General features: G+C 72.0%; 23 protein-coding genes. 9 read left to right on the top strand and 14 right to left on the bottom strand.

The window, feature by feature from the left end:
- Positions 1 to 2 precede the first annotated feature (2 nt).
- The 3 genes from dhaM to dhaK are packed head-to-tail and all read right to left on the bottom strand — an operon-like array spanning position 3 to position 2,043.
- The gene (gene dhaM, locus ABT158_RS27650; RefSeq protein ID WP_352358152.1) at positions 3 to 377 is read right to left on the bottom strand and encodes a dihydroxyacetone kinase phosphoryl donor subunit DhaM; all 375 of its coding nucleotides are present in this window, start codon (positions 375 to 377) and stop codon (positions 3 to 5) included.
- Complete coding sequence (gene dhaL / locus ABT158_RS27645; RefSeq protein ID WP_352358150.1) at positions 377 to 1,063, bottom strand: dihydroxyacetone kinase subunit DhaL; 687 nt, start codon at positions 1,061 to 1,063, stop codon at positions 377 to 379. Before dhaL ends, dhaM begins: the two co-directional genes overlap by 1 nt.
- Positions 1,063 to 2,043 carry a dihydroxyacetone kinase subunit DhaK gene (gene dhaK / locus ABT158_RS27640; RefSeq protein ID WP_352358148.1) on the bottom strand — a complete coding sequence of 327 codons (981 nt, stop codon included), beginning with the start codon at positions 2,041 to 2,043 and terminating at the stop codon, positions 1,063 to 1,065. The genes dhaL and dhaK overlap by 1 nt, the downstream gene beginning before the upstream one ends.
- A gap of 155 nt (positions 2,044 to 2,198) precedes the next feature.
- On the opposite strand from dhaK, the gene ABT158_RS27635 reads away from it, so the two are divergent.
- A complete protein-coding gene (locus ABT158_RS27635; RefSeq protein WP_352358146.1) occupies positions 2,199 to 2,945 on the top strand; it encodes a lysophospholipid acyltransferase family protein in 747 nt (248 codons plus the stop codon).
- A gap of 15 nt (positions 2,946 to 2,960) precedes the next feature.
- Here ABT158_RS27635 and ABT158_RS27630 read toward each other — a convergent pair whose 3' ends face one another.
- Positions 2,961 to 3,767, bottom strand: a complete 807-nt coding sequence (locus ABT158_RS27630) for a serine/threonine-protein kinase (protein ID WP_352358144.1) — start codon at positions 3,765 to 3,767, stop codon at positions 2,961 to 2,963.
- Between the two features lie 56 nt (positions 3,768 to 3,823).
- Positions 3,824 to 5,077 carry an MFS transporter gene (locus tag ABT158_RS27625; protein WP_352358142.1) on the bottom strand — a complete coding sequence of 418 codons (1,254 nt, stop codon included), beginning with the start codon at positions 5,075 to 5,077 and terminating at the stop codon, positions 3,824 to 3,826.
- A 65-nt stretch (positions 5,078 to 5,142) separates the two neighbouring features.
- Here ABT158_RS27625 and ABT158_RS27620 point away from each other — a divergent pair, with 65 nt between their 5' ends.
- On the top strand, positions 5,143 to 5,748 hold the full coding sequence (locus tag ABT158_RS27620) for a helix-turn-helix domain-containing protein (protein ID WP_352358140.1): 606 nt from the start codon (positions 5,143 to 5,145) through the stop codon (positions 5,746 to 5,748).
- Positions 5,749 to 5,806: 58 nt separating this feature from the next.
- Here ABT158_RS27620 and ABT158_RS27615 read toward each other — a convergent pair whose 3' ends face one another.
- Positions 5,807 to 6,430 (bottom strand): DJ-1/PfpI family protein, encoded by a 624-nt coding sequence (locus ABT158_RS27615; RefSeq protein WP_352358138.1) that lies wholly within the window; start codon positions 6,428 to 6,430, stop codon positions 5,807 to 5,809.
- A gap of 4 nt (positions 6,431 to 6,434) precedes the next feature.
- On the bottom strand, positions 6,435 to 7,397 hold the full coding sequence (locus tag ABT158_RS27610; RefSeq protein ID WP_352358136.1) for a GlxA family transcriptional regulator: 963 nt from the start codon (positions 7,395 to 7,397) through the stop codon (positions 6,435 to 6,437).
- Positions 7,398 to 7,524: 127 nt separating this feature from the next.
- Between ABT158_RS27610 and ABT158_RS27605 the strand changes: the two genes are divergently transcribed.
- The 3 genes from ABT158_RS27605 to ABT158_RS27595 are packed head-to-tail and all read left to right on the top strand — an operon-like array spanning position 7,525 to position 8,576.
- Complete coding sequence (locus tag ABT158_RS27605; RefSeq protein WP_352358134.1) at positions 7,525 to 7,977, top strand: helix-turn-helix domain-containing protein; 453 nt, start codon at positions 7,525 to 7,527, stop codon at positions 7,975 to 7,977.
- A gap of 21 nt (positions 7,978 to 7,998) precedes the next feature.
- Complete coding sequence (locus ABT158_RS27600) at positions 7,999 to 8,406, top strand: PIN domain-containing protein (protein ID WP_352358132.1); 408 nt, start codon at positions 7,999 to 8,001, stop codon at positions 8,404 to 8,406.
- On the top strand, positions 8,406 to 8,576 hold the full coding sequence (locus ABT158_RS27595; RefSeq protein WP_352358130.1) for a VapC50 family PIN domain-containing toxin: 171 nt from the start codon (positions 8,406 to 8,408) through the stop codon (positions 8,574 to 8,576). The genes ABT158_RS27600 and ABT158_RS27595 overlap by 1 nt, the downstream gene beginning before the upstream one ends.
- Before the next feature lie 57 nt (positions 8,577 to 8,633).
- On the opposite strand, the gene pruA is transcribed toward ABT158_RS27595, so the two are convergent.
- Positions 8,634 to 10,259: an L-glutamate gamma-semialdehyde dehydrogenase gene (gene pruA, locus ABT158_RS27590; RefSeq protein ID WP_352358128.1), complete on the bottom strand. Its 1,626-nt coding sequence runs from the start codon at positions 10,257 to 10,259 to the stop codon at positions 8,634 to 8,636.
- Positions 10,260 to 11,177: a proline dehydrogenase family protein gene (locus ABT158_RS27585; RefSeq protein WP_352358126.1), complete on the bottom strand. Its 918-nt coding sequence runs from the start codon at positions 11,175 to 11,177 to the stop codon at positions 10,260 to 10,262.
- Between the two features lie 76 nt (positions 11,178 to 11,253).
- On the opposite strand from ABT158_RS27585, the gene ABT158_RS27580 reads away from it, so the two are divergent.
- The gene (locus ABT158_RS27580; protein ID WP_352358124.1) at positions 11,254 to 12,321 is read left to right on the top strand and encodes a PucR family transcriptional regulator; all 1,068 of its coding nucleotides are present in this window, start codon (positions 11,254 to 11,256) and stop codon (positions 12,319 to 12,321) included.
- On the opposite strand, the gene ABT158_RS27575 is transcribed toward ABT158_RS27580, so the two are convergent.
- From ABT158_RS27575 to ABT158_RS27560, 4 genes are all read right to left on the bottom strand, one after another.
- Positions 12,306 to 13,028, bottom strand: a complete 723-nt coding sequence (locus ABT158_RS27575; protein WP_352358122.1) for a glycoside hydrolase family 16 protein — start codon at positions 13,026 to 13,028, stop codon at positions 12,306 to 12,308. The two genes, ABT158_RS27580 and ABT158_RS27575, sit on opposite strands and share 16 nt — an antisense overlap.
- A gap of 22 nt (positions 13,029 to 13,050) precedes the next feature.
- Positions 13,051 to 13,209 (bottom strand): hypothetical protein, encoded by a 159-nt coding sequence (locus ABT158_RS27570; RefSeq protein WP_352358120.1) that lies wholly within the window; start codon positions 13,207 to 13,209, stop codon positions 13,051 to 13,053.
- A 100-nt stretch (positions 13,210 to 13,309) separates the two neighbouring features.
- On the bottom strand, positions 13,310 to 14,413 hold the full coding sequence (locus tag ABT158_RS27565) for a glycosyltransferase (protein WP_352358118.1): 1,104 nt from the start codon (positions 14,411 to 14,413) through the stop codon (positions 13,310 to 13,312).
- A 106-nt stretch (positions 14,414 to 14,519) separates the two neighbouring features.
- Positions 14,520 to 16,352, bottom strand: a complete 1,833-nt coding sequence (locus tag ABT158_RS27560; protein WP_352358116.1) for a SpoIIE family protein phosphatase — start codon at positions 16,350 to 16,352, stop codon at positions 14,520 to 14,522.
- Positions 16,353 to 16,410: 58 nt separating this feature from the next.
- Between ABT158_RS27560 and ABT158_RS27555 the strand changes: the two genes are divergently transcribed.
- A complete protein-coding gene (locus ABT158_RS27555) occupies positions 16,411 to 17,133 on the top strand; it encodes an ANTAR domain-containing response regulator (RefSeq protein WP_352358114.1) in 723 nt (240 codons plus the stop codon).
- Between the two features lie 4 nt (positions 17,134 to 17,137).
- On the opposite strand, the gene ABT158_RS27550 is transcribed toward ABT158_RS27555, so the two are convergent.
- A complete protein-coding gene (locus tag ABT158_RS27550; RefSeq protein ID WP_352358452.1) occupies positions 17,138 to 17,494 on the bottom strand; it encodes an STAS domain-containing protein in 357 nt (118 codons plus the stop codon).
- A 176-nt stretch (positions 17,495 to 17,670) separates the two neighbouring features.
- On the opposite strand from ABT158_RS27550, the gene ABT158_RS27545 reads away from it, so the two are divergent.
- Positions 17,671 to 18,444, top strand: coding sequence for a SigB/SigF/SigG family RNA polymerase sigma factor (locus ABT158_RS27545; RefSeq protein WP_352330971.1), 774 nt, complete (start codon positions 17,671 to 17,673; stop codon positions 18,442 to 18,444).
- A 37-nt stretch (positions 18,445 to 18,481) separates the two neighbouring features.
- Complete coding sequence (locus ABT158_RS27540; protein ID WP_352330973.1) at positions 18,482 to 18,895, top strand: ATP-binding protein; 414 nt, start codon at positions 18,482 to 18,484, stop codon at positions 18,893 to 18,895.
- The last annotated feature ends 48 nt before the right edge of the window (positions 18,896 to 18,943 follow it).

The following is an 18,943-nucleotide window of genomic DNA, read 5'->3' as shown; positions in this document are numbered from 1 at the left end:
GGTCAGAGTTTGCGGTAGGTGCGGGCCTCTTCGGCGGCGGCCAGCACCTCCGCCAGCGACCCGCCCGTGCACGCCGCCACGCACGCCGCCACCGCCCCCTCCACGAACGGCACGTCCGCGATCACCACCCGCCCGTCCTCCTCCAGCAGCCGGGCGGTCAGCACCGAGCTGCCGAGGTCGGGGATGATCAGCACACCGTCGCCCCGGTCCACGCTGCGCACCGCCTGCTCGACGAGGTCGAAGCTGGTGCCCAGGCCGCCGTCCGCGGTGCCGCCGGCCGCCGCCACCGGCACGGGCTCCGCGGCGATCCCCAGGGCCAGCGCCGCCGTCTCGGCCGCCAGCCCGGCACTGTGCGAGACCAGCACCACCCCGACCATCAGCCCTCCGCCCGCCCCTGGCCCTCTGCCGGGGGCCGGTCCTCCGTCTGGTCACGGCCCTCTGCCCGGTTCCGGGCGACCGTGGCCAGGGCGCGCATGATCAGGGCCGCCGAGGCGGCTCCCGGGTCCTCGTGCCCCATGCTGCGTTCGCCCAGGTAGCTGGCCCGGCCCTTGCGGGCCTGGAGGGGGATCGTCTCCCGCGCGCCGTCGGCCGCCGCGTCCGCCGCCCGTTCGAACGCCTCCAGCGCCCCGATGCCGTCCCGTACGGCCAGGGCCAGCGACCGGGAGGCCGGGACCAGCGCGTCCACCATGGTCTTGTCGCCCACGGCCGCCTTGCCCAGCCGTTCCAGCGCGACCACCCCCTCCTCGAACGCCGCCTCGAAGCGGGCCAGCGTCACCGGGGACTCCAGCGTCCGGCCCATCTGGCGGAACATCGACCCGTACAGCGGGCCGGAGGCGCCGCCGACGCGGCGGATGAGGGCCGTGCCCGCGTCGGCCAGCACCTGCCCGGGGGAGCCCGGCGGCCGGTCGGCCAGCGCCTTGGCGACCTCGGTGAAGCCGCGGTCGAGGTTCGCGCCGTGGTCGGCGTCGCCGATGGCCGCATCGAGGTCCGTCAGCCGCTCGCGGTCGCGGCGGACCAGCCGGGCCGCCTCCTCCAGCCAGTCCGCGAAGAAGCGGGTGTCCATCAACGCCCCCAGCGCAGCGCCGGTGTCTCGACGGGGGCGTCCCAGAGCCGGGTGAGCGTGTCGTCGACCCGGCACACGGTGACCGAGAAGCCCTGCATGTCCAGGCTCGTCACGTAGTTGCCGACGAGCGAGCGGGCCACCCGCGCGTCCTTGCCCTTCACGAACGCCGCGACCTCGGCGAACAGCACGTACAGCTCCATGAGCGGGGTGCCGCCCATGCCGTTGACCATGACCAGCAGGTCGCCGCGGAGCGGCAGGTCGCTGTGCAGGGCCTCCATCGCGACGGCGGCCAGCTCGCGGGCCGAGGCCATCGGCACCCGCGTGCGGCCGGGCTCGCCGTGGATGCCGATGCCCAGCTCCACGTCCGTCTCGGGCAGGTCGAACGTCGGCTTGCCCGCCGACGGCGTCGTGCACGAGGTCAGCGCGATGCCGAAGGACCGGCTGCGCTCGTTCACCTCGGCGGCCACCCTGGCCACCTCGGTCAGCGGCGCGCCCTCCTCGGCCAGCGCGCCCGCGATCTTCTCCACGAACAGCGTCGCGCCCGTGCCGCGCCGCCCGGCCGTGTAGAGCGAGTTCTGGACGGCCACGTCGTCGTCGACCAGCACGGAGGCCACGTCGTTGTCCTCGGCCAGCTCGGCGGCCATCTCGAAGTTGAGCACGTCGCCGGTGTAGTTCTTGACGATGTGCAACACCCCGGCGCCGCCGTCGACGGCCTTGGTGGCCTCGATGATCTGGTCGGGCACGGGCGAGGTGAAGATCTCGCCGGGACAGGCGGCGTCCAGCATGCCGTGGCCGACGAACCCGGCGTGCAGGGGCTCGTGGCCCGAGCCGCCGCCCGACACCAGCCCCACCTTGCCGGGACGCGGCCCCGCGGCCCGGTAGACCACGCGGTCCTGGACCCTCAGCGCGGGATGGGCCGCGGCCATGCCGTTCAGCGCGTCCTCCACCACGGAGTCGGCGGTGTTGATGAGCTTCTTCATGGTCAGAACATCTGCCCGTTCGCACGGGAGGGCAAGCGCCGCCGCGTGAACAGGGGCGATGTCCTACGATCTCGTGACCCGAGCCGATCTTTCCCGGGCGAGAACGGGTCTCCTGAGTGGCCTGCCGACCGGCGTGAGTAGGCTACCTTCTGCTCATGGCTGAGATTGTGTACCCGCCGGTGATCGCCGCCGCGCGGACCCTCTTTCGCGTGCTCGACTACCGCTTCCACATGGAGGGCACGGAGCACGTGCCGCGGACCGGGGGAGCGGTGCTGGTGAGCAATCACATCAGCTATCTCGACTTCATCTTCGCGGGGTTCGCCGCGGTGCCGTCCAAGCGGCTGGTGCGCTTCATGGCCAAGCAGGACGTCTTCGACCACCGTGTCTCCGGGCCGCTGATGCGCGGCATGCACCACATCCCGGTCGACCGCGGGGCCGGGGCCGGCTCGTACGCCACCGCGCTGCGCAAGCTCAAGGCCGGCGAGGTGGTGGGCGTCTTCGCCGAGGCCACGATCAGCCGTTCCTTCACCGTCAAGGAGATCAAGAACGGCGCGATCCGCATGGCCCAGGCCACCAACGTGCCGGTCATCCCGGTCGCTCTCTGGGGCAGCCAGCGGTTGTGGACGAAGGGCCGTCCCAAGCAGCTCACCCAGCGGCACGTGCCGATCACCATCCTGGTGGGCGAGCCGTTCCACCCCAAGCGCGGGGAGGACGTCAACCAGCACACCGTCGACCTGCACACGCGCCTGTCGGAGCTGGTCGACCGGGCGCAGCGCACCTATCCCGAGGTGCCGCCGGGCGTGTGGTGGCAGCCCGCGCACCTGGGCGGCACCGCGCCCACCCCCGAGGAGGCGGCCGCCATGGACGCCGCCGAGGCCGAGGCCCGCGCCCAGCGGGACTGAGCCCGCCTCAGCCGGTCAGATGGCGGCCTGGTAGGCGCTGGCGCGCATGCCCGCCAGCAGGCCCGCCGTCTGCTCCGGCGTGTAGCGGCGCACCGGGTCGTGGTGGAGCAGCCCCTCGATGAGCGGGCGCATCACCCCGGCCCGCCGCGGCGGCGGGTACGGGCCGCTGCGGGCCATGCCGAGCACCGTGGCCGCGTCCTGCCCGGGGTAGGGCGGCTGGCCCTCGACGGCGCTGTAGAGCGTCGCGCCGAAGGACCACATGTCGGCCTCCTTGCTGGCCGGCCCGCCGTGCAGCCGCTCCGGGGCCATGAACGCGGGCGTGCCGCGCAGCCGACGCGAGGTCGTCATGCGGATGTCGCCCTCGGCCGTGGCGATGCCGAAGTCGGTCAGCACCACGCGGTCGCCGGTCAGCATCACGTTGGCGGGCTTGACGTCGCGATGGAGCACGCCGGCCTTGTGCGCGGTGCGCAGCGCGGCGAGCAGGTGCTGGCCGATCGCCACCACCGACTGCGCGGGCAACGTGCCCACCTGGGAGAGCAGCTGGTGGAGTGAGAGCCCGTGCAGGTACTCCATCACGATCCAGAGCTTGCCGCCCACTTCCATCAGGTCGTGGACCGTGACGATGTTGGGGTGCGTCAGGCCGGCCGCCATCCGGGCCTCACGCAGCACCCGGCGGCGAACCATCTCGGCCTCACCGGCCAGAGTCAGCTCCTTCAACGCCACCTCTCGGTGGAGGAGCCGATCGAACGCCCGCCAGACGACTCCCATACCCCCACGACCGGCCTCCTCGTTCAGGAGGTACCGTCCGCCGATCTCCCGCATACCATCCCCTCAAGCTCGGGGATAATCATGTCATCTCCGCACACGGCATAGGGTGCCTAACGTGATCTGGATATGTCGGGAAGTGTAGGTTCGCTGGTCAGCGCCGCAGAAATTCGCCCAGGCAGGGCGCGCCACACGAGCCCCACCGCCGCCAGGCACAGCCCCGCGGCCCCGGCCAGGACGGCGGCCAGCCCGAACAGGTCGCCCGCCAGGCCGCCGAGCGCCGCGCCCACCGGCATGCCGCCCATGCCCACCAGCCGGTAGGCGGAGTTCACCCGTCCCAGCATCTCGCCGGGGATCAGCCGCTGGCGGATCGAGACGACCAGCACGTTGGCCGCCGCCCCCGTCACGCCCCACACCACCGCGACCGGGTACAGCGCCCACGGCGACGGCACGAGCATGGGGACGAGCAGCAGCAGGCTGCTGACCAGCCACGCCCCGACCAGCGTGCCTGCCTCGCCGATCAGCCGCGTGACCGGCCCGGTCAGCGGCGAGCCGAGCACCGCGCCGGCCGCGAACGCCGTCATCATGAGGCCGTAGCCGCTCGGGTCGAGGCCGATGCGCGAGCCGTCGCCGACGGCCCACAGGACGAAGACGGCGAAGTATCCGGCGTTGGCCATGTTCAGCATGCCCGCGGAGATCGCCAGCCTGCGCAGCAGCCGGTGGGCCCACAGGTAGCGCAGCGCCTCGGCGATGTCGGCGCGCAGCGGTCGGCGCGGCCCGGACGCGGCCGGCGCGGCCCGGAAGGAGCCGGCCATGCCGGTCAGCAGCAGGGCGGCGGCGGCGTACAGGAGGGCCGGGGCGCCGAAGAGGGCGGCGGGCAGCAGGCCGGCGAGCAGCCCGGCCACCGGCGCGCCGACGAAGTCGTTGCCGACGGTCTGGACGCCGACGATCCGGGCGTTGGCCCTGGTGAGGTCGTCCCTGGCGACGGTCATGGGCAGGACGGACTGCGCCGAGGTGTCGGCGAAGACCTCGCTCACCCCGGCCGCGAAGATCACCGCGAGCAGCGTCCACAGGTTCAGCAGGCCCGCCGTCGCCAGCAGCGCCGCCACCGCCAGCACCGCCGTACGCGCGGCGTTGGCCAGCGTCATGATCCGGCGGCGGTCGAGCCGGTCGGCCACCGCCCCCGCGTGCAGCGCCAGCAGCAGCCAGGGCGCGGTCGCGGCGGCCCCGGCCAGCGACACCAGCGTGGGGGAGCGGGTCATGGACACGGCCAGCAGCGGCGCGCCGACCCGCAGCACACCGTCGGCCAGGTTCGACAGCGCGGTGGACGACCACAGGAACCAGAAGGCCCGCCCGAGACGGTTCACGGCTCACTCCGATAGTGTGTAAGGAAAAGTGTGCATAGATTCCTTTGCAAAGATAGGCTTGCACAGTGACAGAAGGCAAGGGCTTTTCCGCCCGCACCCTCGACGCGAAGGCGCTGAAGTCGTTCGCGCACCCGCTGCGGCTGCGCATCTACGAGCTGCTCGACGAGCACGGCCCGGCCACCGCCACCGGCCTGGCCGGCCTGCTCGGGCAGAACACCGGGGCCACCAGCTACCACCTGCGCGAGCTGGCCCGCCACGGCATGATCGAGATCGCGCCCGAGCTGGGCCGGGGCAAGGAGAAGTACTGGCGGATCACGCCGGGCGGCTTCAGCTTCGGGCCGGCCAGGGACCACCCGGAGGAGGCCGACGCCCTGGAGTTCCTGCTGGACGACATGGTCCGGCAGCGCGGCGCGGAGCTGACCCGCTGGCGGGACGGGGCGACCCGGGCTCCGGAGGAATGGATGCGGGCCAGCGTGTTCGCCCGCCGCTCGCTGCGGCTCACCCCGGAGGAGACGGCCGACCTGCGCGACCGGGTGCTGGAGGTGCTGGACCGCTTCCGCCGCCTGTCGGACGGCAGGGACACCCCCGACGACGGCGGCCACGTCGTCGTGCACTTCGACGTCCTGCCGCTCGGGGCCACGGGCGATTCGCCCGCGCAGGACCGGCCCTGACCCCTGCGACGCGCGGCGCCCCCGTCCCGGGAGGGACGGGGGCGCCGCGGCCGGACGGTCAGGAGATCAGGCTCATCGCCCGCTCGACGGTGCCCTCGGGCGCCTTGGCGGGCGAGCCCGCGTCGAACGGCGGCTGCGGGTCGTACTCGATCGCGAGCTGCACCGCCTGGGCCGTCTCGACGCCGTCGGCCTGGGCCAGCAGGGTCAGGGCCATGTCGATCCCGGCCGACACTCCGGCGGCCGTCACGATCTTGCCCTCGGTGACGACGCGCTCGCCCACCGGCTCGGCGCCGACGCCCGCCAGGCCGTCCAGCACCGCCCAGTGGGTGGTCGCGCGCACGCCCTTGAGCACCCCCGCCGCGCCCAGCACGTACGAGCCGCTGCACACCGACGTCGTCCACCGCGTGTGCTCGTGGGCCTCGCGCAGCCAGCCGAGCAGCGCCTCGTCCGACATCGCCTCCAGGGTGCCGGGCCCGCCGGGCACGATCACCACGTCGGGACGCGGCAGGTCGGCGTAGGTGGCGGTGGCGGCGATCGACAGGGTGCCCTGGTCGTCGGTCACCGGCCCCACCTCCCCGGCCACGAACGTCACCGTGACGCCGGGCGCGAACGCCAGCACCGTGTAGGGGCCGACCGCGTCGAGAGCGGTGAAACGGGGATAAAGCGGGATTGCCACATGCATGGTGTCATTTCTCCTTCGACTGGAATCTGCGGCGGTGCTCGCCCGGCGACACCCGCCAGTGGCGGCGGAAGACGCGGTAGAGGGTCTCCGGCGTCCCCAGGCCCGCCTCCCTGGCCACGGTCTCCAGGGGATGCCCGGTGACCTCCAGGAGGCGTCTGGCGGCGTCGGCGCGGCTGCGTTCGACGTACCGGCCGGGCGGCAGGCCGGTCTGCTCGGTGAAGACGCGGGAGAAGTGCCGTTCGCTCATCCCGACGCGCCGGGCGAGCGCGGGCACGCTCAGGTCGGCGGCCGGGTTGGCGTCGATGTAGCCCTGCAGCTCCCGCAGGGGGAGGCTGCGCGGCGTCATGGCCCGCATCGGCGCGCTGAACTGGCTCTGCCCGCCCGGCCGGTGCAGGTAGACGACGAGCCCGCGGGCGACGTCGCGGGCCAGCTCGTGGCCGTGGTCCCTGGCCACCAGCGCGAGCGCGAGGTCCACGCCGGACAGCACGCCCGCCGAGGTCCACACGTTGCCGTCCTCGATGTAGAGGGGATCGGGGTCCACCTCGACGTCGGCGTAGCGGTGGCGCAGGTCGTCGGCGGACAGCCAGTGGGTGGTGGCCCGGCGGCGGTCGAGCAGCCCGGCCTCGGCCAGCAGGAAGGCCCCGTTGCAGACCGAGGCCACCCGTCCCGCCCGCGCGGCCAGGGCGGCGACCGCCCCGACCAGCGCGCGGTTCTCCAGCTGCCGGGGCACCGACAGCCCGCCGGCGACCATGAGCGTGTCGATCGGCCCCGACACCTCGCCGAGTGCCCCCGCCATGACGGTGACCCCGTTCGACGCGCTCACCGCCCCCGCCGTCACACCGGCCACCTCGACCCGGTAACCCCGCCCCCGGGCGATCAGGTCGGCGGTCGCGAACACGTCCGCCGGCCCGGCCATGTCCAGCAACTGGAAGCCCGGGAAGACGACGATCACGATCCGTCGCTGCATGCCTTCATGCTGGTCGCGGCCCTGCATTGGCGTCAATGACACAAACCTTGCACATTACGCCACCGGCTCCTGCTTCCAGGCGCAGGCGGGTTACACTTATTGCAGATATCGAGGGTCGGAGGTGCTCATGCCCCGCAGCGGCGTCCTGGCCGGCGCGACGCGCGTCGAAGCCGACAGCGGTGACCGCAAGCTGCTCGAACATCTGGAGGCGACGGCTGCCGCAGGGAACGCGTCGCTGGTGCTGCGCGGGCCGGACGGCACCGACCTCGTGCTGCCGCGCTCGTTGGTCAGGCTCCTGGTCGCCGCGGCGCACGACCTCGGCAAGGGGCATGCCGTCTGGACCCTGCCTGCCGAAGCCCTGTTGAGCCCCAACGAGGTCGCGGAGCTGCTTGGCCTGTCGCGTCCCTTCGTCGTGCGACTGCTGGACGAGGGCGAGATCCCCGCACAACGTCTCCCAGGCAGTCGCCATCGTGTCGTTCGCCTGGAAGATGTCCTGGAGTTCCAGGATCGCCGGGAGCGTCGCGCCGAAGCCCGTCGCAGGATCATGGCGGTCGCCGAGGAGGCGGAACTACCCTACTGATCTCCCGAGGGATATCGGCTGATGGCGCGCGTCTTCGTCGACACCAACGTGCTGTTCCCGTTCTCGCTGATGGACCTCGTTCTCGCGCTGACCGAGGACGCCGTGCACACGTGGGTCTGGAGCGATCACCTGCTGTCGGAATGGGAACGTGTCATCGTGCGCGAGCAGCACCGCTCCGCCCATTCGGCGGCGCGTATCGGGGCGGTGATCCGTGAGTTCTTCGCCGACAGCCGGGTCTCCGAGGACGACTACAAGCACCTGATCGATCAGATGGAGGGCCCTGACCTCGACGACCGCCATCACATGGCTGCCGCGGTAGCGGGTCGCGCCCGGACCCTGGTCACCTGGAACGTCACGGACTTCCCGGCGTCGTTCCTCGGCCGCCACGGGGTGAGCGTCAGCACTCCCGATGCGTACCGTGCTCGCTGATGAGCCGCAGTTCGCGTGAGGTGCTGGGCGTGCTGGCCCGGATGGCGGCGGGTAAGCGCCGTCCGCCCATGACCACCCATGACGTCCTTGCCGCGCTGGACAGGGCCGGGGTTCCCAGCTTCGCCAGAGGCGCGAGGAGTCTGCTGACGATCGCAGAGGGTGGTTTGTGACGGAATTGGAGACGGCCGGCACCCCTGCAGGGGTGCCGGCCGTGGCTCTTGGGGGCGTCAGCCCATGTGCGGGTAGCGGTGGTCGGTCGGCGGGACGAAGGTCTCCTTGATCGTGCGGGCGTTCACCCAGCGGATCAGGTTGAAGATCGAGCCGGCCTTGTCGTTGGTGCCCGAGGCGCGCGCGCCGCCGAACGGCTGCTGGCCCACGACCGCGCCCGTCGGCTTGTCGTTGACGTAGAAGTTGCCCGCCGCGAAGCGCAGGCGCTCCGAGGCCGCGGCGATGGCGTACCGGTCCTGGGCGATGATCGAGCCGGTCAGCGCGTACGGGGCGATGCCCTCCATCTGGTCGAGCACCGTGTCGAAGTCGCGGTCCTCGTAGACGTGCACGCCGAGGATCGGCCCGAAGTACTCCTTGACGAAGATCTCGTCCGTCGGGTCGGCGCACTCCAGGATGGTCGGCTTGACGAAGTAGCCGACGCCGGAGTCGTAGGAGCCGGTGAGCACCTCGATGTTCGAGGCGGCCCGCGCCCGGTCGATGGCGTCCTTGTGCTTGGCGAAGGCCCGCTCGTCGATGACCGCGCCCATGAACGTCGACAGGTCGGCCGCCACGTCGCCCACGGTCAGCGACTCGGCCACGCCCACGAAGTCGTCACGCATGCGGTTCCACACCGAGCGCGGCACGTACGCCCGCGAGGCCGCCGAGCACTTCTGGCCCTGGTACTCGAAGGCGCCCCTGACCAGCGCGGTGGAGAGCACCGCGGGGTCGGCCGACGGGTGGGCCAGCACGAAGTCCTTGCCGCCGGTCTCGCCCACCAGGCGCGGGTAGCCGTGGTAGGAGGCGATGTTGGCGCCGATCGTGCCCCACAGGTGCTGGAAGGTGGGGGTCGAGCCGGTGAAGTGCACGCCGGCCAGGGCCGGGTGCGTCATCGCGACCTCGGAGACGGCCTGCCCGTTGCCGGTGACCATGTTGATCACGCCCGGCGGCAGCCCGGCCGCCTCCAGCAGGCGCATCGTGTGGTGCGCGGCGAGCTGCTGCGTCGGCGACGGCTTCCAGACGACGACATTCCCCATCAAAGCGGCAGAAGTCGGCAAATTTCCGGCGATGGCGGTGAAGTTGAACGGCGTGATCGCCAGCACGAACCCCTCAAGGGGCCGGTACTCCATCCGGTTCCACACGCCGGGCGACGAGATCGGCTGGTCGGAGTAGAGCTGACGGGCGTAGGCCACGTTGAAGCGCAGGAAGTCGATCAGCTCGCAGGCCGAGTCGATCTCCGCCTGCTGCGCCGACTTCGACTGGCCGAGCACGGTGGCCGCGTTCAGCGTCTGGCGCCACGGACCGGCCAGCAGGTCGGCGGCCTTGAGGAAGACCGCGGCCCGCTCGTCGAAGGACAGCGCCCGCCAGGCGGGCGCCGCCCGCAGGGCGCTGTCGATGGCGTCCTGCACGTCCTGAGCCGTAGCGTCGTTGGTACGGCCCAGGACGGAGGCATGGTTGTGCGGCTGCACCACGTCGATGGGCGCGCCGCCGCCGAGCCGCTGCTCGCCGTCGATGGTCATGGTCAGGTCGACGGGGGAGCCGGCCAGCTCCTTGATGCGGTCCTCCAGTGCCGAACGCTCGGCGCTGCCCGGCGCGTAGCCGAGCACGGGCTCGTTCACGGGGACGGGGACGTTGCTGATGGCATCCATTTACTTACCCCCAAGGGCACGAAGGAAGAAGGCGACGTTGGCGGGGCGCTCGGCCAGCCGGCGCATGAAGTAGCCGTACCAGTCGTCGCCGTAGGGGACGTACACGCGGACCGTGTGGCCGGCCCCGGCCAGGGCCTCCTGCCGGTCGGTCCGGATCCCGTAGAGCATCTGGAACTCGTGGTCGCCGAGCGTGCGGCCGAAGCGGTCGGCGAGCAGCTCGGTGATGGAGATCAGCCGGTCGTCGTGCGTGGCCACCATGGGGTAACCCTTCCCCGCCATGAGGATGCGCAGGCATCGCACGTACGCCTTGTCCACGGCCTGCTTGTCCTGGTGCGCGACCGAGGCGGGCTCGCGGTAGGCGCCCTTGACCAGCCGGACGCGCGAGCCCTCGTGGGCCAGGTCGCGGCAGTCGTCCTCGCTGCGGAACAGGTAGGCCTGGATCGCCACGCCGGTCGAGGGGTAGTCCTCGCGCAGCTTGCGCAGGATGCCCAGCGTCGAGTCGACGGTGGTGTGGTCCTCCATGTCGAGCGTCACGGTCGAGCCGTTGGCTGCGGCGGCGGCGCAGATCTCGCGGGCGTGCTCCAGGGCCATGCCGTCGTCGAGCCGCTGCCCGACCGCCGACAACTTGACCGACACCTCGCCCCGGGTGCCGAGCTGCAGCGGCTTCAGCGCCTCCAGCAGCGTCACGTACGCCTGCGCCACGGTCTCGGCGGCGCGCGCGTCGCGCGTCTCCTCGCCGAGGTGGTCGACGGTCACGGCCAGGTTGGCGTCACGCAGCCGTTCGATGGCGTTCCGGGCCTCCTGGACGCTCTCGCCCGCGACGAACCGGTCCACCACCTTGCGGGTGAGCGGAAAGCCTGACACGGAACGGCGCACGACGCCGCTCCCGGAGGCGGCAAGGAGCAGTTGACCCAACATGTCTCAAGTCTAGAAAACCCAGGTCAGAGGGGGCCATGAACGCGCGTAACGATCGATGTGGCAGGCTGTCATACAAATGCACAACACGTCCGACCTTCAGGAAATCGTCGACGAGATCGCCGCCACGCTCGGGGCGTCCGCGACGCTGGAGGACCGCTCGTTCCGGCTGCTCGCCTACGGCGCCCAGCACGGCGACATCGACACGGTCCGCCAGGAGTCGATCCTGCGCCGGCGCGCCACCGGCGAGGTGCGCGACTACTTCGAACGCTACGGCATCGCCAGGGCCGGCGGCCCGGTCAGGATCCCGGCCGACGCCGAGCTCAAGGTGCTGGCCCGGGTCTGCTGGCCGCTGCGCCACGGCGAGGTCACCTACGGCTACCTGTGGCTGCTGGACTCCGGCAGCCTCGCCGACGAGGCGCTGCGCCGCGTCGCGCCGCTGGTCGCCAGGGCCGCCGCAGCGCTCGCCCAGGAGGCCAGGAGCCGCCAGGACCTCGGCCGCGGCCTGCTCGCCCTGCTCTCCGCCGACCCCGAGGAACGCGCCGCGGCCTCCATCGAGGTCCCCGGCCCGGTCACCGCGGTCGCCGTGCGCGAGTCCAGCGAGCGCGTGGCCGCCCTCTGGACGCTCCCGCGCGGCGTGCTGGCCCGCACCGGCTCGCCCGTCGCCCTGCTGGCCCCCGCCCACCTGGCCGGAGAGGTCGCCCAGACCCTGCAGAGCGCGTACGGCACCGCCGCCGGCATCGGCGCCCCCAGGAACGACCCGGCCGAGGCGTGGCAGAGCTGGCGCGAGGCCCGCCAGGCGCTGCGCATCGCCGAGCACTTCCCCCGGCACGCCCCCATCGCCCGCTGGCAGGACCTGGGCGTGCACCGCCTGCTGGCCCGCCTCGGCCGCGCCGACCTGCGCGAGCTGGCCGCCGAGACCGCCGCCCTCGACGCCGAGCTGGCCCAGACGCTGGAGGTCTACCTCGATCTCGGCGGCCACGCCCAGAAGACGGCCGCCGAGCTGGGCGTCCACCGCCAGACCCTCTACTACCGCCTGGGCAAGGCCGAACGCCTCCTGCACCGGGACCTGTCCGACGGCGACGACCGGCTGACCGTGCACCTCGGGCTGAAGGCGGCCAGGCTGCTGCCTCAGGACGGCCGGTAGACCTTCACCCAGTCCACGTACATCGACACCGTCGCGGGGGTGGAGGAGTCACGGCAGCGCGGCTCGCACACCACGTCGTTCTGCAGCGCCAGGCCCATGCGGTCGCCGTCGGGCACGTACGGGCCGCGGTAGTCCCACACCTTCCTGCCGTCCAGCCAGAACGTCAGCCGGCCGGGCAGCCAGTCCACGGCGGCGGTGTGCCAGCGGGTGAAGTCGGCCCGCAGCTGCCGTTGCGCCCGGCCGCGCCCGCCGTGCACGAAGATGCCGCCGCCCTGCCGGCGCGGGTCCACGATCTCGGCGAAGTCGACCTCGGCGTAACCGTCGCCCTCGCTCTGGGCGGTGGGCCACAGCAGCGCGACCGGCGTGTAGCCGTTGCCCGCCTCGGCCCTGAACCGCACCTCCCACCTGCCGTAGCGCTGGGTGAGCCGGGTGGCCACGCCGCCGGACAGGTCCTTGCCGCCGTAGCGGCCGCCCTTCAGGCGCAGCATCCCGTCCGCGACCGTGGCGGCCCGGCCGGTACGGGGGTTACGGGCCGCGTCCGGCGAGTGGTAGACCATCCACCTGCCCGTGTCGACCGTGGAGCCGTCGAAGTTCTCGACGAGGACGGGCGCGCCCCACCTCGACGTCTCCGCCTGTGCGCTCTGGGGCAGGGCGAGGGCCGTGATCAGCGCCGCCACCGCCGCCCGCTTCGAACCGCGAGTAGCCATGCGGACCATCGAAGCAAAGATCTCACTCTGGTAACAAGGGCCCCTTCCGGACAGGTTGGGCGCCGCCCAGCATCGCCCTGGTCAGCTCCTCCCGGCCGCGCATCATCTCCTCCAGCGCCGCCGACAGGTGCTCCCGGCTCAGCGTCTCGGCCCCGCCACCCGAGCGCAGCGCCTCCAGCACGGCCGGCCCTGCGCAGCAGCTCCTTGAAGAACGAGGCGGTCATGCCTGGGAACGGCGGGAGGCGGACGGCTTCCGCCGCCCGCCTCCCGCGCGGATTCCGTCAGGCGCAGGCCGACTCGTAGACGCGGACCAGTTCCTGGCTCACGCGCTCCCAGGAGTAGCGCGAGCGCGCCCGGTCGGCGCCGGCGTACCCGAGCGCGGTGCGCAGCGTCGGGTCGCACAGGATCTCGCGGGCCAGCCGCGCGGTGCGCGCCGGCCGGTCCGGCGGGACCAGCAGGCCGGTCACGCCGTCGATCACGGAGTCGAGGTGGGCGCCCACGGCCGAGGCGATCACCGGCACGCCGCAGGCCATGGCCTCCAGCGCGACGACGCCCGTCGCGGCCTCGCGCGGCACCGACACCACGGCGTCCGCGCTGCGCATCAGCTTCGGCACCGAGGCCCGCTTGACCTGCCCCAGCAGCGTCACCCGGTCGGCGACGCCGAGCTGCTCGGCCAGGGCGCGCAACCGGCGCGCGTCCCTGTCGTCGTCCAGTTCCTCGGGCTCGGGGCCGCCGGCGATGACCAGCTCGACGTCCGTCAGCCCCTGCAACGCCCGCACCGCCGTGTACGCCCCGCGCTCGGGGGACAGCGGGCCGACGTGCAGCAGCCGCTTGCGGGCGCCCTTGGTGGCGATCGCCCCGCGCCGCTGGAAACGCTCGGTGTCCACCCCGTGCGGCACGATCGCGATGTTCCCGCGCGGCACGCCCAGCCTGATCAACGCCGACTCCTCGTCGCCCGAGCCGGCGATGACCGCCTTGGCCCGGCGTCCGAGCGCCCGCTCCAGCTTCTGGTGCGCGGCGTCCACGGTGTGGAAGGTCTGCATGACCGGCACGTCCAACCCCTTGGCGCCCGCCACGGCGGCGAGCCCCCCGGTCCACGAGTGGGCGTGGATCACGTCCGGGCGCTCCTGGTTCCAGCGCTTCATGAGGTGCTCGCCCACGTCGTTCAGGTACGGCACGACGTCCTCGGGCGTGAGGTCCTTGGCCGGGCCCACGTCGATCTGCTCCAGAGTGACTCCCGGGGCCACCCGCGTCTTGGGCTTGCCCTCGGCGTCGTCACGGCGGGAGTAGATGGTGACGTGGTGTTCGCGGCCCAGCTCGCGCGCTACGGAGAGGATACGGTGGCGCTGGTTTCCCTTGGCGGACGCGACGATCGCAATATTCATGGCACACCTCAGCGTGGAAAAGCCTTCAAGGTGTGCCTGCGTCTTAGGCACGTTGTTCTACGGAAAGACAATACCCATGTTTAGCCGGATCGCAAACCCCCGCAGATCAGACACCCTTGAGGGCCAGGACGACGATCTCGTCCCACACCTGGCCGCCTGAGAAGGCGTGCCGGTCGGCCTCCACGGCCTTGACCACGGTGGCCGGAGACTGGCCCGCGCAACGGCCCAGCACGTCGGCCAGCCGCTCCTCGCCGTACGGCTCGCCGGCGTCGTTCCTGGAGGAGATCAGGCCCTCGGAGTAGAGCACCAGCGTCTCCCCGACGGAGACGGTCAGCTCCTGCACGCCCGTCTCGGCCTCGGGGGAGATGCCCATCGGCACGCCGCCGCCCGCCGCGAAGCGCACGTTGCCGTCGGGCTGCAGCAGCGCCGCCGGATGGTGACCGGCCGAGGAGAGCTGGATCGTCCGGCCCTTGACGAACCCCACCACGGCCATCACGAACATGCCCGTGCCCTGCGCCACCAGAGCCTCGTTGACCTTGCGCATCACCAGGTCGGGATGGGACTCCCAGGTGCTGAGCACCCGCAGCCCGCCGCGCACCATGGCGCTGACCGAGGCCGCCTCCTCGCCCTTGCCCGCCGCGCCCCCCAGGGCGAACCCCCAGCCGCCCGCGACCGGGAACACGTCGTAGAACTCCGCACCCACCGACGCGCCCGGATGGTAGACCGCCGACGCCTCGTAGCCGGGCACGTCGGGCAGGTTGCGCGGGGCCACGCTGGCCGACAGCGCGTCGGCGGCCCGCGAACGGCTCTGGAAGCTCGACTGGGCGCGGACGGCCAGGCCGAGCTGCATCCCCACGTCCTGCAGCACACCGAGGTCGGCCAGCGAGAACGGCGGCCGGTCGTGCGTGCGCACCAGCGTCAGCACCCCGTCGGACTGCCCGATCGGCACCGACAGCAGCGAGCCGGCGCCCATCGCGGTCAGCAGCGGCCCGTCGGCGGTGAAGCCGAGCAGCGACTCGTCGTCGACCATCTCGTGCACCACGCCCGAGCCGCGCTCCAGCACCTGCATCACCACCTGGCTGCCGGCCGGGTCGGCCGACTCCACCAGCCGCACCAGGTCGCCCAGCGGATGGTTCTTCGGCGCCACCACCACCGAACGCCGCGGCAGCCCGTCGCGCACCAGGTCCGCGATCACCCAGTCGGCCCACTCGGCCGCCAGCAGGCGCGTGGTCCGCGGCAGCGCCACCGGGCGCAGCAGCGCCTCCTCGTCCAGCAGCAGCCCGCCGACCCTGGCCAGCAGGTCCTGTCGTTTGGACGCGGCCAGCAGCAGCGCCCCGTCGGACTGCTCGGGCCGCCGCGCCCCGGGCTCGGGCAGCTGCACCTCGGTGGGCAGCGCCACGGCCGCCACCATCTGCTGCGGCTCGCCCGGCATCGTCACCCGCGTCAGCGCGAGCTGCACGGTGTGCGTCCGCCCCTGGTGCGCCAGCCGCGTCTCGAACGCCGACGGCTGCCCGGTCTGCAGCACCGAGTTCAGGTGCGAGCGGAACGCCGCCCGCCTGGAGACGTCGACCAGCAGCGGGAACGACCGCCCGACCAGGTAGCCGTCGGGGCTGCCGAGCACCCGCGAGGTCTCCGGGTTGATCCGCCGGACCACCCCGCCGCCGTCGAGCACGATCACCGGCACCGGGAAGGCCCGGAACACCTGGCGCAGCAGCTTCAGCTCCCGCTGGGTGCCGTCCTTCTTGCTCGCGGCGCGCTTGGGCGCCTTGCGCAGCGCCTCGCGCGCCTCGGCGAGCAGCTCGGCGGCGGTGTCCAGTTCGGCCAGGGCCGCGTCGAGCGTGGGCGCGAGGTCGGTAGGGTAGGCGGTCCTCGCCTCACGCAAGGACGACACGCGTCCCGCCAGCGCGTCCAGAGCGTGTTCGAGGTCCGGCATGGTCATCCTTTGACGCTACGCCACCGGGGATAACGGTAGCCATAAGGGGTAGGGGCTTCTTGCTATGGAATCGACCGCGATGATCACTCCCGGGCTCGCCCGAGACCTGGCGGCGCTGGGGCGACTGGGTGAGGACACCTCCACGGAGAGCGTGTTGCGCGGCCTGACCACGGCGCTGGCGGCCGGTGTGCCCGGGTGCTCGGGCGGCTCGGCCGAACACTGGCGCGACCAGCGGGTGCTGGTCTCCGGCTCGCACAGCGAGCTGATCATGCTGGTCGAGGGCGAACGCGAACTCGGCGAGGGACCGTCCCTGGAGGCCCGCCAGAGCGGCGCCCGCGCGAGCGTGAGCGACGTGCTGAGCGACAGCCGCTGGCCCCGCTACAACGCACTGGCGACCCGCTGGGGGGTGCGTTCGGTACTGATCGTGCCCATCGAGGTGGCGCCGGCGCAGCTCATCGTCGGACTCTACTCCGTGCGCCCGGGTGCCTTCTCCCCGCAGGCCGCCCACTCGCTGGCCGACATGCTGACCGAGCAGGTCGGGGTGGCCATGGCGAACATGTGGGAGTTCGAGGAGGTGCGCACCGATGCCGCCCAGCTCCAGGAGGCCCTGGCCGGCCGGTCGGTCATCGACCAGGCCAAGGGCATCATCATGCAGACCAGCGGATGCACGGCCGAGGCCGCCTTCGAGGAGCTGCGCAGGATCTCGCAGCACCATCAGGTCAAGGTGGCCGATCTGGCCAGGCTCCTGGTGGAGGAGCACCAGCGCAAGTCGACGCGTCGCTCATAGGACCTCAGCCGATGGCGGCCAGGGCGTCGTCGAGCGTGTCGTACAGGGGCAGGCGCTGGGCCAGCCCGGTGATCCACATCACCTTCGACTTGGAGTACTCCACGCCGACCAGCGCGAACTTCGCACTTGAGGCAAGGCTCGTCTGCCAGTGATGGACGATCAGCCCGAGTGCCCGCGAATCCATGAACGTCACCCCGGCCAGATCGAGTATCAGGTCGGCTCCGGCCAGCGACAGGTAGTCGGCGAACTGCTCACGCGTCGTGGCGTCGAGCACACCGTCGACCTTGACGACGGTGATCCCGCCGACGGGCGATGACGTCAGGCTCAGGGCGGCCACGGGCCCCTCGCCGTTTTCGGGCATTGTCACGAAGCAACCCTACTGTCACCACGCGACCGAGGAATACTTCCCGCGGCAGGGGGGAGACTGGGACCGAAGTCCAGCAGAGGGCTTCCGTCTCGAGAGTAGAGCGAGGCGTGCCTCTGCCTGGGCTTTTTCTGCTGGCGGAGGCCGCCCTGCGACCCATATGAGGAGCAGCGATGGCTGTGCAGGAGTACGTCCTCGAGGAGATGACCGCGGAAGAACTCCTGGCTGAGATGGTCAGGGAAGACACACCCGACAGCCACAGGGAACGGCTGCGCGAGCGCATCGTGGAGATGCACCGGCCGCTGGCCATGGAAATCGCCAGGCGTTACCGTTACCGGGGCGAACCTCTGGAGGACCTCCTCCAGGCCGCGTACGTCGGCCTGATGAAGGCCGTCAACGGCTTCGACCCGACCCTCGGCCACGCCTTCAGGGGCTACGCGGTCGTCACGATGACCGGTGAGGTCAAGCGGCACTTCCGCGACCGCACCTGGGCCATCCGGGTCCCGCGGCTCTACCAGGAGCGACGGTCCGAGCTCAACCGGCTCGTCGCCGACCTCAGCCAGGACCTCGGCAGGTCCCCGACCGTGGCCGAGCTGGCCGCGAAGATGAACATCTCGGAGGAGGACGTCCTGCTCACCCTCGACGCCTCGGCCGCGTACAGCACGCTGTCGCTCGACGCGCCGCTCGGCACCGACGACGACGCGGCCTCGCTCGGCGACGTCATCCCCGAGGACGACGACACGCTGAGCACCATGGTCGACCGCGAGGCCGTCAAGCCGCTCATCGACGCGCTGCCCAGCCGCGAGAAGCACATCCTGCTGCTGCGCTTCTTCGGCAACATGACGCAGGCCGAGATCGCCGCCGAGTTCGGCATCTCGCAGATGCACGTCTCACGGATTCTCCGTAAGGTACTCGACCAGCTCCGCAGTGAGCTGCTGGTCGGTTAGCCGCTGGCCGGCTGCTGAGAGAAAGGCGAGTCGCCGGGTGAACGAGGACGTCGAGCCTCAGTCGGGCTACACGAGCCCGCCACCCGGCGTGCCCGTGAAGGAACTGCGCTTCCGCCTGCCGGACCTGCCGGAGGTCCGGCAGTTCGCCGAGGACGAGGCCCGCGCTGTGGGGATGCCCGAGGAGGCGGTCGGCGACTTCGTCATCGCGGTCAACGAGGTGGCGACGAACGCGGTCACGCACGGGGCCGACCGGGCGGCCATGAGGACCTGGGTGATCAGCGGGGACCTGGTGGTCGAGGTGCACGACGAGGGCTTCTGGAAGCCGGGGCCGCTGCCGGGGGCGGTGGGGGGGATGGGGTTGTGGGTGGCGCGGCTGTTGTCCTCTGATTTCACGTTGCGGGTGGGGAGCGGGGGGAGCACCGTGATCATGAGGTTCCCCGGTAAGGGGTGACCCTTGGGGAAGCCTGCGGCTTCGGCGGCCGCCCCGGGTGCGCTGGGC

Origin of the sequence: Nonomuraea sp. NPDC001636 (assembly GCF_040298265.1) — a bacterium.
Taxonomy (GTDB): Bacteria; Actinomycetota; Actinomycetes; order Streptosporangiales; family Streptosporangiaceae; genus Nonomuraea.
This window is presented reverse-complemented; position numbering and strand designations above follow the sequence as displayed.